This is a genomic window from [Clostridium] aerotolerans DSM 5434, from assembly GCF_000687555.1.
GTDB classification, from domain to species: Bacteria; Bacillota; Clostridia; order Lachnospirales; family Lachnospiraceae; genus Lacrimispora; species Lacrimispora aerotolerans.
In genome coordinates this window covers 117430-133988 of the sequence record NZ_JHWJ01000002.1, presented here as the reverse complement: position 1 = coordinate 133988, position 16559 = coordinate 117430, and the positions used below count along the sequence as shown (strand labels likewise).

Here is a 16559-nt window from a genome sequence, read left to right as displayed (position 1 = left end):
GAATGACAAGACAAGAAGCGCTGAAACGATTCCAGGAGGAAGAAAAAGAGTATCTGGAAGAGAAGAAGCTTGAGTTTTATAGAGGAATTATGGAAAATTCCGAGGAGCTTGCCAAAATAATACGGGAAGCGTTCGGTGAGCTTAAGGAGGAGGTGCTAAAGCTTGACAAGGAGAAAATCATGTTCTTTCATGTTTCCCTGTTACGTATGGATCTCCTAAGCGGAACATACCGTTTCCTTCTCCAGGCCATGGATGCCAGATGGTATCTGGATACGGAGCCGGCTAAGACTACATTTTCTCTGGAATTTCTCTTTTCTATAACAGAAGAAATGAAGGGACGGCTTATGTTAGATGCGGGAAAATACATGGGGAAGATCAACCGCTATGATATCGAGAATTTGTTGCAGGATAACGCCATTGAATGGAACCGGATTCTGGCAGCAGAACTTCGTTTCTTATTCAGGGACATAGAAGAAAATCAGGATTTTATAGAGATTCCAAAGCTGGATACCTGGGGAATCTACTGGGGAGAATACCGGGATTCCAGTGATTTGATTGCCTTTGTAGACAGGGAGAAAAAGACCCAAAAGGACTGGGAGCGTGCCCTTCGCCAATCCAAGGAGCAGGAGGATGTGCTCATTTCTAAATACTGGTATGAGATGGAAGTGGTGGACTCAGACTCCAGTGAAAGATTACTTCTGTTCAATCAGTTTGAAAATTGTACTTTAACGCAAATTTCCTTTGATTATGCCAATCTTTCCGGAACCCGGTTTAAAAACTGTATCCTGAAAGGGTGCAGCTTTCAAAATGCTGTAATCCGCCAGGCTGATTTCGTGGACTGCCGGTGGGAGGACAATGATTTTTCAGGAGCAGACTTATCAAACTCCATTTTCCTGGAAAAGGATATCCCTTTTTTACATATAGAGCCGGAACAGCTACAGACGATCCTCATCGACAGGAGGGCAAATGCATGAGATTTTTTACCATAGAACAAGATAAAGCTTTGCAGGACCAGATACGTTTCCGGGATTTTGATATCAATGGTCCAAGGCATATTTTCTACAAAGAGGATGGAGACGACATCCAGGAATCTACCATGATGTATCTCACAAAAGACAGCGGAGAGGCGGCTCCTGATTTCATTCAGAGCCCGGTCTATTTGGTATCGGATCAGGTAAAAAAGGTATTTGATGTCTATGAGGATGACATGGTCTATAAGACGGTTACCATTGCCCATAAAGAACGGGAGACCATCTGGGTTTACCATCATCTCCTTTTAGAACGGCTGGATGCATTTGCAGAGGAAACCGAATTTTATACCAATGGAAGCATAAAACGGCTTGTACTTGATCCGGAGAAGATCGGGGATCACAAAGTGTTTCTCTTAAATGACAAGCGTTTCCCCAATCCACTGATCAGTCTTGAGGTGGCAGAAAGCCTCCTTCGGAGAAATGTCATGGGGATCCTCTTTAAAGAAGTGGAGGTAGGAGCATGGCAGAATTAAATGATACCTTTGTTGTTCACGGTGCCTGTTCTGCCTGCTCCATGGGCATGCGGCCAAGCGCGGTGGTACTTCCTGAAACTCATGGAGTCTTTTTAAGAGGCCAGGCTCAGATGACTATCAAAGACTGTGAGGGAGATACCAATGTAATCTGCTTTGGTGGCTGTTACAGCATGGAAAATCCCAGCACCAAGGAAGAAGCTGAAAAGGTTCAAAAGGCAGTGGACGAAGCCTGCCCTGAAACATTTACCGATAAGGTCATGAACTTTTTTACAGGCGGTAAGAAAAAGAAGAAAGAAGAGCCTAAAGATAGTGAAACGCCCCAGGTGGTAGGCGTCTGCACGCCCCGCATCATAGCCCAGGAATGGGACCACGGACAGGAAGGGGTGGAAACCGAAACGGAACGCCCTTTGATGGGGGGAGCCAAGCTCTACTGCATGTATGGGGGAGAGATACAGATCATGGAAGCCGGGCAGCCGGAGGCTGGGAGTGGAGAGTCAGAGAAAAAACAGGATAAGTCCGAGAATAATAATATGGCTGATCAACTGATGGCGACTGCGGTGGGCATGGGGTTAGGGATTGCAAAATTAGGGAAAGCTGGGTTATCTCTAGCTCTTGAAAATATGGATGCTTTAGTACGGGGACAAATTCATCAATTGCTGAATCCAGGTGAGAATTTAAGGGGAGGTTTACAGATGGCTCTGTCCTTAGTACCAGCTAATGCTGTAAATTCCAAGTCCAAATTGTTTGAGAATAGAGATTTAAAAGAGATGGATCAGATAGTTAATAAATATGAGAACATTATTTATAACAAATATAAAAATGAGTTTGATGAATATTATAAGATCAGAAAGGATGAAAAAGAAAATCCTGATAAATATATGAATGAGGCTTTACGTGCGGAATCAGAATTAAAAAAGAGGAATATATTTAAAAATGCAGATGTTATGGAATATTTAAAAGATATGGGAAATGATGTGAATTCAAGCTCTGCAATAACTGGTCATAAAAACGATTTAGTCCAGTTTGTAAATATGGTAAATACAAATAATCCTTTGGACTTAAAGTCCCGAAGTTTTAAAAATGAAAAAACCGGTGAAACGTATAATTATTCAATATGGTCAGCACCCTGGCCCAAAGAAGATGGTACTGCTTTTGAGAAAGATTATGCAGGTAATTGGCTATACGGGTATGTGGGTGATGAATATTTTACGACTCCAGTAGACGACGGAGTTTTAAAATACGGAGCTGGAGCTGCGCAGCTTTTTTCTGATTTAAGAACAGCCGGTAAGAATGGAGGCGCTAAAGGATATAAGGAGGCCGCAGCTAAGTATTTTCAGAGTCTGATAAGTGGACAGTATGGAGATAATTCTAGTGAAGAGGGACCGTCTGATGCAGATATGATACAGGAGGGAATCAATGCGCATAAGCACAGTAACTAAAGTAGTACTTGGATTGCTTATTATTTTTACATTATTAATATTTAGTGGATTTATTATAACAACCAAAGTATTAAATAAAACAATATCACCGGAGGAACGTTTTCGTTATGTGTTGGAAAAACCTGATGGATATGAAAATTACGATAGTTTCGATATCAGAGAATTGGAGACGCAGATTAAAGGATATTGGAATTATCAGCAGGAAAACGATGCAGAAATGGCAGCAAAAATCAAAAAAATAAATTCAATAAGTGGAGAATGGATTAGTGAGGGCGAATATACCGCAGGAACTGATATACCAGAAGGACTTTATCTATGTAAAAACCTTAGTGCAGAAAAGGATTTATCATCACCCAATTTAACAATTTTACGTAACGGTAAAAAAGACGTATCTGATCAAGATTATTACATTTTTAAATTTATGAATTATGCCTTTTTGAGTAAAGGAGATGTAGTTAAGATTAATGACCAAACAGAAATAATTCTTGATAATGATAATGCATTTGAACAAGATGTTAAAAAGAATTTTTATGGAGAGGGAGCCTATAAACTAGGTGAAGAGATACCAAAAGGTGAGTATTTCATTTTGTCCATGGATATCCAGACCGGTGGAGCTGGAGTTTATGATGATCAGGATAAGCAATTAGTAAGCGTCAGTCGTTTTGGATATATTACTTTAGACAATGAGAACGCGATTAATCTGGATGACTGTATACTGATTGCTCTAGACAAGAAACCTGATATAAATCCAATCTATTATGAAGGGAAAGGAAAGGGAGAGGGGAAACTAGTTTATCCTCCTGGTATGTATAAGGTTGGTGTGGATATTCCTATAGGTATATACCAGATAAAAAATGAGGTTTTTAAAAATATTACGGACCTTTCTTTTATAGGGTATCACGGAAATGAATCATATGATCCAGGGTATTGGAACTGGTGCGGAATCGTTGCTGGTAATGAAGAACAGGCTAAACAATTAGGCTGGAAACAATTAGAGTTAGATTCTTACTTGAAACATAATGAAAGATTTGTAAAAATAACGGATTACAACAATAAGTATAGCTATCAGAAATTTAACGGACTCCCTGTTATTTCACTTACGGAGCAGAATAAAGGGAATGAAGTGAACATCATACGGTGTATTTTGATTCCAGAATAAAGAGATGATGATCTGGAGTATGGTTTTGCTACCGGGCTGTATAAGAGGAGCGTTGATTTGCCTCTGGGAATTTATAGAATAAAAAATAAGGCATATAGCAATGTATCTGATTTGAATTATCAAGGTTATAACGGTAATCAGAGCTATTATCCAGGTGAAATTTTAATTGGTGTGGGTTTATTGCCGGAAGTGAAGGACAGGCGAATCAGTTTGGTTGGTCAGAAATAGAGTTGGGTTCGTATAAAGGAAGTAAAAAAGATATATCAAGATCACTGATTCAAAATGTAAAGTCAGCTACAAAGAATTTGTAAGAGTCCCTACTGTTTCATTTACAGATAAAGATATTGGAAATAATGCGTGGTGTATTATTTCCCAAGTTTAATTAAGAGACTATGATGAAAAAAACAATAATTTGCTCCTTATTATTAACATTATTACTTTTAGCAACATTTTCCTTCATCAATCAATATTTTATTAAAAAGGCTAATGTTATCAATGATAACTGTGGCATACAAGATGTCATGAAGAAAATTGATAATTATGCGGAGTATTTAGAAGATAATCATGTATCTGCTCAAGTGGTAACTTACGATGAAAAAAAGTGTTTAAAGATTAAATTTGATTCTAATACTGAGGCTATATATGGACCTGAATTATTAGAAATTAATACTAAGATCTTATGGAAGTATTATTCTAAGGAATATCTAGTGGATGTGAAGATTAGCAATATAGATATGGACAAAAAAACTGCCCGGGTATCAACGGATTATGATGGAGGATATGGCACTACAGTAAGCTATTATCTTCCCGATTTTTATGACATGAAACCTGATTCGGGAGATTACCTGCAAGCAGATCTGGACGTGAAGAAAATCATATCAAAAGAAGAACTAAAGGAGCTCTACCTTGCAGCAGTACAGATGAAAGAAGGAATAGATAAAGAATATCTGAGAAGAAATGGTTTGGTTAAGCAATAGTAATGTACTTCCTGCTATTTCCTTTCGGAGCAGAATAAAGGGAATGTTTTAAATTTTATTTAATGTATTTTGATATTGGGATAAGTGTAAAATCATTTTTTGTATGAACAGTAAAATACCCTGCTTACTATTATCGAAAGTTTGCCTGAGATATTCATTTAACATCGAGGTATTTCATGGAGGATATGCAAAAGATGAAAAGTATGAACAAATAGTAAATACAAATGAACGGTTACCTCATGAAAAAGGGGGAATGAGATATGAAATTGGCTTATAAGGAATTGGAAATAGAACTCTCTCTGGAAGGTATCATACAGGTAGAGACATTTCGGCTTACACAAACATTAAACGACCATGTATTTCTGACCATGAAAATGCTGGTTAGTGATGAAATGGCTGAGCAGTTCGTAAATATGGCTTCGGTTGTTCCAGTCATAGTCAGGGAAAAAGAGACTTCTGGAGGGCAGACAGTATTTCAAGGAAAGATTGAAACTGTCTATACGAGAGTAGAGCAGGGATTGTCGTTTCTATATCTGGAGGCATATTCCTATACAAAAGACTGGGACCGGAAGGAAAAAAGCAGAAGCTTTTTAGACGGCAGCATGACCTACATGGCGGTTGCAGGAAAGGTTCTTAAAGACTACGGAACATTTGATATTAAAGCAGAATCAGGCTGTGATGGAGTCATTCCAGAACTGCTTTTGCAGTACGAAGAAAGTGATTGGGTCTTTCTTCGCAGACTGGCCAGCCACTTTAACACCTATCTGATGGTAGATGCCAAGAGCGACTGCGGAAAAGTCTATTTTGGAATCCCTGATATACAGATTGGGACAGAGCTGAACAAAGAGGATTATGTTCTGAGTAAAAACATGGCTCATTATACAAAGGTATTAAGACCTGATGGTGTGTTGTCTCAGGAAGCGTCCCAGTGGTGCATCAGGACCAGAAAATATCTTCAGGTTGGGGAAACAGTGACTTTTAACAAGGTATCTGCCATTGTAATCGAAATGGAGCTGTATACTTTAAAAGGAGAACTGGTCTACGAGTATACTCTCTCCTGCAGAGAGGGACTAAAACGAGAAAAAGAAAAGAATCCCCGAATTTATGGCATGAGTATTCCTGCAACTGTAAAAGAACGAAGCGGAAACCGAGTCCGGGTGCATTTTGATATTGATCCGGTTTATGAGCCGGCAGCTCAGCTTAAATATTTTACATATGCCATAGAAAGCAGCAGCTTTTACTGCATGCCAGTGGAAGGAAGCCGGGTACATATTTATTTTCCAGAGCATGACGAGCAAAGCGCTGTTGCGGTTCATGCAATTGGAAGCGGCACTGGAGACAGTGCAGGAGGCGGGGGAAGCAAAAATCCGGATAACAAACAATTCTCAGATCCAAGCGGAAGTGCCATGGATATGACAAAGGATTATTTAAGCTATGCTCCTGATTCCAGCGGCAGCATACTTCTAAGCTTAAATAAGGCCGGATTTATGTCATTGACCGGAAAGGACATTAATATCAGGACCCAAAAGGGCATGATGGCCGGGGGAGAAATTCCGGTTAAAAATCTGATGATATCCGGCGAAAATAAGGTGGTCTTACAGGTAGGTGACAGTGGTGATGATATCATTACCCTGGAAGATAAAACTGATGTAAAATCAACTCTTATCAGTCATAAGGCAGATTCCCATCCCCAGGCAGTTCCATCGGCAGCAGAAATAACAGCGGAGCTGACAAAGACAGATGCCGCTGACCGGGATGCCCAGAATACGGCTTTGACTAATACTCTGATTGAGAACAAGCAAAAGAGTAAGGAGAAATTCTTAAACGGAGTTTTAAGTATTGCTACGGTAGTCGGTCTTACTGCCTTAACCATTTGCACTGGCGGTGCAACGGCTCCACTTCTTGTGGCAGCAGGAGTAAAAGCAGCCTTTGCAGTTGCAGACGTGGCGGAAGGACTGGATGGCTACAGTAAGGTCAATTCCCTGGATGCGTCGCGACCTTCCAATTTCATACGGGATACCATATTTGGAGGGAATGAAGATGCTTATAATTTTGCCTCTACTATAACGGACATTGTATTTGATGTGGTAAGTGGAAAGGCCCTTGTAAAGGCCGCCAAGTTTGGGAAATTCACCAAATTCATGTGTCCCAAATCCCAGGTTGCCAATGTGGTATCTCAAATGGGTGGTTCTTTGATATTTGGTGGTATTAAGGAATATCAGATAAGCGGCAGGGTGGATGTTAAGAATATGGCCTTTAATGCAGCTCTTGGTTTGTTTAAGGGTGGTACAGGCAATGCCATTATGGGTAAGGCTCAGAATTTTGCCAAAACGAAAGTTGGGAAAAAGATAATTGGTGCCGGAGTCCAGACTGTATATGGAACGGCAGTAGATGTGACAGTGGATGCAGCTTTGCCGGGAAGAAAGGTTGACGTTCTTGGATCGTTAAAGGAGAACTTTATATCCAGCGGCCTTGGCCAGTTGTTCGGTGAACCTGTAGATGCTGTTTCCGGTGCGTTTCTGATTACAGCTTCGGATTATATGATTCCAGATATCCAGGAGTCTATCCGGCTGGAGCGAAGATATAATTCTACGGTTAAACGGGAAGGAATCATGGGCGTGGGCTGGGATTTTGCTTACGAAGGGAAGCTCTACCAGGATGGAAGCAAACGCCATGTGATACTTGAAAGTGGTCATCATCTCATCTTCCAGTGGGATGGAGAGAAGGCGGTAAATGTAACCAATGGGTGCGGCTGGTTTGAATTGTTAAAGGATCACGAGGAATGGCTGGTAAGGGATAAAAAGAAGCATAAGACTTATCGCTATGCCTCCAACGGTCTTTTAATGTCTATAACAGACAAAAACGGTCAGGCAATGTCATTTACATACCACGGCGAAAACTTAGAAAAAATCACAACCGCTCTTAACTATGAAATTAACGTTACCATGAGAGAAGGACGTCTCATTCAGCTGACAGATACTCTTGGAAGAACCATGCAGTACCGGTATGAGGATGGGCGGTTGTCTGATGTGGTTCATATGGATTACGGAGTCACTCATTACGAATACGATAGAGAAGGATATCTAACCAGAGCAATCGACCAGGCAAAGGTAATGTATCTGGAAAATACTTACGATGAAGCCGGCAGAATGGTTCATCAAGTCCTGGCAAACGGAGATTTTTATAAAGCGGAGTATGTAGACGAGGAGCGGAAGGTAATTGTCTACAGCAGCGTAGGAAATAAAACCGTCACGTATCACTATGGAAAAGATATGCAGATCCTTTCCATTTCTTATGAAGATGGTACAAAAACCCTGTTCCAATATAATGAAAAGGGAGACCGGATCAGCGAGACTGACCGCCTGGGTCATAAAACGGAATGGTCTTACGATGAAGATGGGCGTATTATTCAGGAAAATAAAACAGGTTGGCTGAACACGGTCTATCAATACGATGATGCCGGAGATCTGGTGAAAAAAAGTGACAATGCCGGTCGAAGATTCATTTACGAATATGATAAAAATCATAATCTTACAGCAGAGAGAGAACGGCGGTTTGACGGAGAAGGCTGGATTACCCGTACCTATTTATATGACCGTAAGGGAAGGCTTCTGGAGGAAACAGATGCCTTAGGGAAAACCACTAAATACACTTATTCCCAGAATTGTGGAAAGCCTTCCTCCATCGAGTTCCCTAATGGAGAAGAAGTACGTTTTGAATACGATGCCATGGGGCGCTTAATGGCTGAGGAAGATAGCTGTGGTCGTAGAGAATATGGATACAATGCAAAGAATCACCGCACCGTTGTACGGGATGGGGAAGGCAACGAGTCCCGCTATCTCTATGACGGTATGGGACGGCTCTTAGCTATGTATCCCCCTAAAGCCTGGAAAAATCAAACCGGAGAATATACCTATCGATACGATTTCCTGGATCGAAGAATTGATACCTTACGTCCTGATGGCAGTCATGACAGGCAGATTCTTGATGGTGAGGGAAATGTACTGAAACATATTCATCCCAACGCATATCATAGTGACTCTGACAATGGAGAAGGAATTACTTATGAGTATGACAGCAATGGGAACCAGATTCGGATTCGATATCCCGATGGAGGCTGTGAACAAATGTTTTACGATGCCAATGGTAATCGTATAAAACACATTTTCCCAGAGTCCTATGACCCTAAAGCCGATGATGGTGCAGGATGGCAGTATAGTTATGATGATGCAGGTCATCTGGAGCGAGTCACAGGACCTGATGGAAGTATTCAGGCACAATACACCTATGATCTGTTAGGAAACCAAACCAGAAAAACAGATTCTCTGGGACGGACCACTTGGTATACTTACGATCTAAAAGGTCAGCTTTTAGAAATTCTGCGTCCTGTAAAGGAGGAAGAACAGGAGGTATTATACCAGAGGACAACCTATGACTATGATGCCAACGGCAACAAAATCAGCGAATATCACAGGGGAGGTTATTGGAGCCCCGATGGACAGCAAAAGGAAAACGGAGGCAGTGAACTCCATTTAAAATACTCTTATGACAAAAGGGACCGTTTAATCTGTGTGGAAGATGGCATGGGAGCAGTCATCCGCTTTTCCTACGATGTACAGGGGAAAAAGATCTGTGAGGAGAAGGTTATATCCGATGAAATCCGTCAAATCATACACTACGGATACGATAAAGCAGGAAGACTTACAGAAGTAAAGGAAGAATTAGACAGTGGATTGCCTGCAATACCGGGTGAGGCAAAGTATGCCATCACCAGTTATACTTACGATGAAAATGGGAACCGAATCCGAATAAAAACTCCAGAAGGATATGAGATATTCCGTGAGTACGATTCTTGTGACCGTCTAAGCTTAGAGCGGATGCTTGACCATCAAAATGGCATTGACCGTTCCACCTTTGTTACCTATGATCTTGCCGGAAACATAACGAAGATATCCAGACAGGGAAAAGGCGGCGAGATTTGGGAAATAACCTATGACTATGATCTGAAAGACCGAATTATCAATGCCAGTGACTGTTTAGGTCCAGTGTTTAGCTACCATTATGATAAAAATGATCGTCTGGAAAAGGAGATCCTGCCAAAAGGTGGGGAAGCATCAGAAATAGAAAACAGCTTTCATTATTCCTACGATCAATACGGAAACTTAATATCAAAAATAGATGGGGCTGGAACTGTCCTTGAGGATAATCAGTATCTTTCAGACGGAAACATTTCCAAAAAACGGGTTGCATGTGGAAATGAGTTCACCTATCAGTATGGAGTTCACGGAATGGAAACTGAAATCTATACTGAAAGAAGCAAAAAACAGAAAAAGCCCGCCCAGGCTTTCACCTATGATTCCAATGGCCGTATAACTGGAGTCGCAGATGGTAATCAAAATAAAACAGGCTACGATATTGATGGTTGGGGACGTATTTGCGGAATTCGATATGCAGATGGCGGTAATGAAACATACTCCTACAATAGCAGTGGACTGATAACCACTACAACGGATTCCAATGGAGGTTCGATTACTTACCGATATAATAGTCAAGGGAAAGTTTGTGAAATAATTGACCAGGATGGAAATAGTGAAACCTTCCGATATGACAGGGAAGGCAGAAGAGTTCTTCATACGGACCGAAACGGAAATCAGGTAAAAACTGCCTATAATGTAGATGGAAACCCTGTTTACGAGGCAGGCTGTGACAAAAATGGTGAGAACCTGGTGACCAGAAGTTGGGAGTATGATACCTTTGGAATGAAGAAGAAAGCTATTTCAGGAGGATTCATTTATACTTATGAATACAGACCTGACGGTAAGCTCTTGAAAAAAACATCCTCTGGCCAACCACTTTTGGCTTGTACATATGATAAGAATGGTGCTTTGAAGACCCTTACGGACATTACTGGTAAAACATTGCATTATGGGTATGATTGGAGAGGAAGTCTAAGTTATATTAATGCAGAAGGTAATGAAAAACTAGTGGAATACAGTCATTATCCGGATGGGAAGCTAAAATCCATTTATCATAAAAATGGAGCGAGAACCATTTATGAATATGATACGGATGGAAATATCAGCCGACTGGCAACCTGCGTTTCAGATAATCAACCACTGTTTGATTTCCGATATGAATACGATCTAAATGGAAATCGAATTGCAAAAAGCGGAAGCCGTATTCTTTTTGGAAAGTCAGCAGTAGAATCTGGAATAAAAGGAGAAGCGTCAGAAACAAGAATCGCATATCGATATGATACTTTAAATCGCTTAATACAGGAAAGTTATGATGGAACGAACATTTCCTATGAATATGATTATTGCGGAAACCGTATTGGGAAGGAGTCTGTTGCAGGGAAAGAAACGTACTGTTATAATAGAAGAAATCAGCTGACCGAAAGAAAAACTCAGGGAGAAAGCTGGGTATACCGATACGATAAGCAAGGGAATATCCTTGAAGAGCAGGGAAATTCCGAAAAGAGGAGGTATGGATATAATCCGTTTGGTGAGCAGACGGAAGTAATCGGTGATAATTTCCGTTATGAGAATTTCTACGATGGAGAGTTCTTAAGAGTCGGCACAAATGTAAATGGAAAAGCCTCCAGATTTATTTATTATAATGGGGAACTTCAGGCAGAGACCGAAGTGGACCAATCTGTTAGTGCCAGATATATTTTAGGGTACGGTGTTGCTGGGAGTGAGAAGAAAAACGATGCAGGCATTCATGCCTACCATTTGGACGAGCGGAACAGTACTGCGTACATAACGGGAGAACATGGTCAAATAGAAAGCTTTTATGAGTACGATGCTTTTGGAGCCATACGTCAAAAGTCAGAGGAGATTAAAAGTAGGATTCTGTATACAGGCCAGCAATATGATCAGGAGACAGGGCAGTATTATCTAAGGGCCAGATATTATAATCCAGTGATTGGACGCTTCCACCAGGAAGATGTTTATCGGGGAGATGGGCTGAATCTTTATTCTTATTGCGGGAATAATCCTGTGGTTTATTATGATCCTAGTGGGTATAGTAAAAAGAATAATAATGAGTGTAAAAATGATAATCCTGCTGAGGGTGATAAAGTTTATATACCTAAAGATGCTGATGGTAATCCTATACCTGTAGCTAAGCAGCGAGTTAATGGGCAAGATATTCCGTTACCTGATCCAAATGCTAACGGTCCTCATACTGTTATAGGAGGTAAGGTAAGCTCAGAAACGGGTGAAGTATACAGGCAATCAGCTACTTTCTTAGATGAAGCATGGCCAACTGCAAATGGCAAAAATGTTCCTTTGAGTGAAGTACATTGGAGTAATCATGGTAGGGCGGATCAACATACGAACCCTCACCAACATGTATTTATGTATGATAAAGAAGGAAAAGGTGGTTGGTATCGAGGAAAACCAGAGCCATTTAATAACTAAATAATATACTAGTGGAGGGGAAAATGGATTTAATCCTTGATATATTAATACCTAAGAAGGATATTAATAAGTTGAATTTAGAAGAGATATTGGTTGAATGGGGAGGAGAAACGTTTTCTCAAGATCCCAAGAAATATAAATTTCAATCCTCCGTATATTTTCAAGAATATGATAATTGGAATTACTACAAAAAGATTGTAGGAAAAAATTTAGAGCAATACGATTTTACCGCTTTTACGTTGCAAGGAGAAAGCCTTACAGATTTGGAGTTTGCGGTTAACAACCATGAGCAAAATCAAAAGGCAAATAATGAATTAATAGTGTTATTTTATGAATTATACAAGGAATTAGATACATTTTGTATTATTTTATTGCTTGATGAAGAACAAATTGACGTAAAATATGATTTAGCTGACGTAGATCAGGCAATAAATGTTTTTCTAGAAAGCTTAAGCTGGGGGTCTCCCAAAGGAATTGTTATATCTAAAGGTCTGTAGACTTAAAGGGATCGTTAAAATGGTGAACATCTTACCTTTGTCGATCCCTTGTATTAGTATAGCAAACATTATAACTTATCTACATATTTTAATCTTTACTCCATCCATTAATCTATGCCGATTAAGAAAAGCTTCTTGTAAAGCAAGTTGGCTTATAAGTAGTCAATGAACCTTCAACTAACTCTTTTTCCTTGCCGAGTAAATCCTAAAAATCAAAAAGGTAGCAAATACACTAGTGAAATAATAAAAGATGAAAAGATATTTTCTAAAGAATACGAACAAAAAAATAATAAGAAAAATAATAAGAAACATAATAAGAAACATAATAAGAAAACAAATTGTAAGGAGGGGTAATGATGTATGACAAGAAGTTATATGAAACAGCTTATGCTTTAAAAGAAGATGATCAAGGTATCTATACGATGAATGAATTCTGTTCAAGTACGGAAAAAGAAGTTAGTGTAGATGACATTCCAGACTTAATGAAATTATATAGTGATGGGGCTGTTAATACTGAACAAAATGAATTTGTTACAGAAATCATTAATAAAGCTGTTTTAATTAATCCTGAACTGGCTTCCCATACTATTATTAAAAACATTAAAATATTGATTCAAGAAAATGCTATTGGATGTATCACTTATTTGTTTTTATTATTTATATATTGGAATAAATATATTACAGATGTTTTTTTAGATTCCCTAGTTAAAGCAAATATAAGTGATAGTAACTTTTTTATAAGTGAGCTAGAATATGAATTGAAAAATGATTATGATGAATTATATAATGAATTTTTAAAAAAATATTATACTTTAAAAGTTTAATAATAAAGAATGAAGATCAACATAACTTTCCTATCAAATTGTCTAGATGTAATCGTAAAAATGAAAAAGAGGAATTAAAGGTTAAATTCAATTATATAAATTATAATGATTGGGTTTAGTGCAAAACTGGACATAACACTCCAAAATCAACTAATACAGATTCTTATTTGGATGGGAAAGTACTTAAATAAAAGGCAAAAACAAAGAGCTCTAATTAGCCACCTCTGTTTTTGCCTTTTTTTAATAAGTTAATTTATATACCTCAATGGTAAGATAATAAATTAAGAATTTTTTTGGGGGAGGGATATTTGTATAAACAGTAGAAGAGTGATGTTAATAAACTCTATTAAAATTTTAAACATGTTAAACCAATCTGTTTGAAAGTGTTAATCTTGGAATCATAAAATTAAAACTATATAAAAAAAATTATATTTTTAAAATCATTATATAAGTTAACCCCTTTTTTATATTGAAACATATAGACATATAATGTATAACTAATACTAAGAATTCTTTACTTTTTAGTTAGGATCTATCAAATTATTTTATCACCAAATAATAAAACAAAATCTATATGATGTTAATCATTAATGTTATAATATGTAATATTATATAAAATATAATGAAATATTTATATGTAATAAATGAGAAGAGAGCAATATGGAAGCGAGATTTAATAGATCAATTAGTTTTTATAAATACAATTTATCCAAACAGAATGGTAAACGTAAACTATTGGTAAAATAATATTCGCAAAAAAGAACAAGTTTAGGGGAGGAAGAAAAAATGGCAGATATTTTTCAAATTGTAGAGTATGAAGGAGATAACAACACATTTATATGGAAATCGAATATCGAAGATTTTAATACTGGAACACAGCTAATCGTACATGAATCTCAAGAAGCAATATTTTTTATGAATGGTCAAGCACTGGACTTATTTGGTCCAGGACGTCATACAGTTGAAACACAGAATATACCGTTAGTAAGGAAGTTTTTAAGTAAGTCAACAAATGACCAAACGCCATTTCATTGCGAGATCTATTTTATAAATAAAACGGAGCAAATGTCTATTAAGTGGGGGACAGATAGCCAGGTTCAATATATGGAACCGACCTATAAGTTTCCACTTAAAATAGGAGTTTCTGGGGAGATGGCCTTGCGCGTATCGGATTCTCGAAAACTGCTTGTGAAACTAGTCGGTACGGAACGTTCCCTGGGGCAGGCAGGACTAACTCAGATGTTCCGAGCTTTCCTAATGGCCAGAGTTAAGCCATACCTGGCTCAGACAATGCAAAATAGCGAATTTGGTATCTTTGAAGTCGACTCGCATATGGATGAGCTTTCATTAGCCTTGCATAAGCAATTGATTCCAGATTTTGATGATTACGGTCTCTCACTTGAGCGCTTTTTTGTAACAACCATTGTAAAACCTGATGGAGATAAAGCATATGAATCCTTTAAAGATATACATATAAGACAGTATGCTGATGTTGCTAACGCACAGCTGAGACAAAAGGTTGGGATAATCGATCAGCAGACCAATGCACAAAAAATGGTGATAGAATCTGCTGCAATCGCACAGAAGAGAGCGCAGGAAGGGTACACCTATCAATCAGAACGTGGTTACGATGTGGCCGAGAAGGTTGCCATGAATGAAGGAGTCGGTAATTATTCCAGTACAGGAATTGGACTTGGGATGATGGGAGGAATCGCTGGTGGTATGGGTGCGGTAGTTGCAGGTATCACTAATGATGCTTTAAACCCTTTGATGTCATCATTAGGTTCTGTTAAAAATAATATTACTACAACAAACTCCTCTGCAATACCAGAAGGATCTGATGACATGGTATCTTTTAAACAAAAGGTTGAGAAGCTTAAATTAATGAAAGAAGCAGGAATATTGTCAGACGAAGAATTTGAAGAAGAAAAGAAAAAAATTCTGAGCAGCCTGTAATTGGCAGCATTTTTAGGGAGGGCTAAAGATATGATTATTTCAAAAAACAAAGGGTTATCCCTTATATCGGTGTTTGTCATATTGGCTGTATATAATATAGTTGCTTTTTTGCTGCCATTGGACAGAGGTGGAATGTTTTGGGTAGGGTATAGTTTTACAACAGCGGCTATTTTATTGACTGCTGGAGTTGGCTTTTATGCTCTTGGGAGAGAAGGGCTGAGAAGCAAAGTTTATGGGTGTTCATTAATTGCCCTTGCGTGGACTTATTTAATTGTGCAGTTAGTATTTGGACTATTAGAAATTTTTTTAGTCTTTATTCCTTTCCAATATGGCATTTTACTAAATACAATTCTTTTTGGTGCTTGTCTGATAGGATTGGTTGCTGTAGATATTTCAAAAGATGAAATCGAGCGCATTGATAGTAGAAATAAAGAAAAAGTATTTTACATCAAGACCTTACACATAGAAATAGAAGGCATGGCAGATAAAATTACAGATGAGGCTGTAAAAAAAATACTAAATGAACTTGCAGAGTCGATAAGTTACAGCGATCCAATGAGCAGCCAAGAGCTTGCAGATTTAGAAAATCAAATCAAGAGTAGAGTTGCTGATCTTTCTAAATCTGTAGTAGATAATGATTTATCAATCATAAAAATCATTTGTAAAGAAGTACAGCAGTTAGTTGCAGAACGAAATAGAAAATGCATAGCTTTAAAATAGTTTTTTTTTGGCCTGATGGTATGGCCAGAGTAGAAAATAAGAAAAAGAGACTATACCAT

Annotated in this window: 10 protein-coding genes; all 10 read left to right on the top strand. The window is 38.4% G+C overall.

The features are described from left to right. The first annotated feature begins 2 nt into the window (after nt 1–2). The 10 genes from T546_RS0103350 to T546_RS0103295 all read left to right on the top strand — a co-directional run bounded on the left by T546_RS0103350 (nt 3) and on the right by T546_RS0103295 (nt 16500). Nucleotides 3–974, top strand: a complete 972-nt coding sequence (locus tag T546_RS0103350; protein WP_026890399.1) for a pentapeptide repeat-containing protein — start codon at nt 3–5, stop codon at nt 972–974. After that, nucleotides 971–1504, top strand: coding sequence for a hypothetical protein (locus T546_RS0103345; protein ID WP_026890398.1), 534 nt, complete (start codon nt 971–973; stop codon nt 1502–1504). Before T546_RS0103350 ends, T546_RS0103345 begins: the two co-directional genes overlap by 4 nt. Next, a complete protein-coding gene (locus T546_RS24480) occupies nt 1492–2943 on the top strand; it encodes a PAAR-like protein (protein WP_051629577.1) in 1452 nt (483 codons plus the stop codon). Before T546_RS0103345 ends, T546_RS24480 begins: the two co-directional genes overlap by 13 nt. Then, a complete protein-coding gene (locus T546_RS0103335) occupies nt 2921–4102 on the top strand; it encodes a hypothetical protein (RefSeq protein WP_026890397.1) in 1182 nt (393 codons plus the stop codon). The genes T546_RS24480 and T546_RS0103335 overlap by 23 nt, the downstream gene beginning before the upstream one ends. A gap of 521 nt (nt 4103–4623) precedes the next feature. Next, a complete protein-coding gene (locus T546_RS0103325) occupies nt 4624–5079 on the top strand; it encodes a hypothetical protein (RefSeq protein WP_166429794.1) in 456 nt (151 codons plus the stop codon). Between the two features lie 260 nt (nt 5080–5339). Further along, nucleotides 5340–12503, top strand: a complete 7164-nt coding sequence (locus T546_RS0103320; protein WP_026890395.1) for an RHS repeat-associated core domain-containing protein — start codon at nt 5340–5342, stop codon at nt 12501–12503. A 23-nt stretch (nt 12504–12526) separates the two neighbouring features. Then, complete coding sequence (locus tag T546_RS0103315; protein WP_026890394.1) at nt 12527–13000, top strand: hypothetical protein; 474 nt, start codon at nt 12527–12529, stop codon at nt 12998–13000. Between the two features lie 353 nt (nt 13001–13353). Continuing rightward, entirely contained in the window at nt 13354–13824 is a 471-nt protein-coding gene (locus T546_RS0103305; RefSeq protein ID WP_026890392.1) for a hypothetical protein, read from the top strand. Nucleotides 13825–14610: 786 nt separating this feature from the next. Further along, entirely contained in the window at nt 14611–15780 is a 1170-nt protein-coding gene (locus T546_RS22740) for an SPFH domain-containing protein (RefSeq protein WP_051629576.1), read from the top strand. 30 nt (nt 15781–15810) lie between these two features. Beyond that, complete coding sequence (locus tag T546_RS0103295) at nt 15811–16500, top strand: hypothetical protein (protein ID WP_026890391.1); 690 nt, start codon at nt 15811–15813, stop codon at nt 16498–16500. The last annotated feature ends 59 nt before the right edge of the window (nt 16501–16559 follow it).

What these genes read in the sequence shown, in the direction of transcription:
- T546_RS0103350 (WP_026890399.1), top strand. Translation starts at nt 3, where the DNA reads ATGACAAGACAAGAAGCGCTGAAACGATTCCAGGAGGAAGAAAAAGAG.
- T546_RS0103345 (WP_026890398.1), top strand. Translation starts at nt 971, where the DNA reads ATGAGATTTTTTACCATAGAACAAGATAAAGCTTTGCAGGACCAGATA.
- T546_RS24480 (WP_051629577.1), top strand. Translation starts at nt 1,492, where the DNA reads ATGGCAGAATTAAATGATACCTTTGTTGTTCACGGTGCCTGTTCTGCC.
- T546_RS0103335 (WP_026890397.1), top strand. Translation starts at nt 2,921, where the DNA reads ATGCGCATAAGCACAGTAACTAAAGTAGTACTTGGATTGCTTATTATT.
- T546_RS0103325 (WP_166429794.1), top strand. Translation starts at nt 4,624, where the DNA reads ATGAAGAAAATTGATAATTATGCGGAGTATTTAGAAGATAATCATGTA.
- T546_RS0103320 (WP_026890395.1), top strand. Translation starts at nt 5,340, where the DNA reads ATGAAATTGGCTTATAAGGAATTGGAAATAGAACTCTCTCTGGAAGGT.
- T546_RS0103315 (WP_026890394.1), top strand. Translation starts at nt 12,527, where the DNA reads ATGGATTTAATCCTTGATATATTAATACCTAAGAAGGATATTAATAAG.
- T546_RS0103305 (WP_026890392.1), top strand. Translation starts at nt 13,354, where the DNA reads ATGATGTATGACAAGAAGTTATATGAAACAGCTTATGCTTTAAAAGAA.
- T546_RS22740 (WP_051629576.1), top strand. Translation starts at nt 14,611, where the DNA reads ATGGCAGATATTTTTCAAATTGTAGAGTATGAAGGAGATAACAACACA.
- T546_RS0103295 (WP_026890391.1), top strand. Translation starts at nt 15,811, where the DNA reads ATGATTATTTCAAAAAACAAAGGGTTATCCCTTATATCGGTGTTTGTC.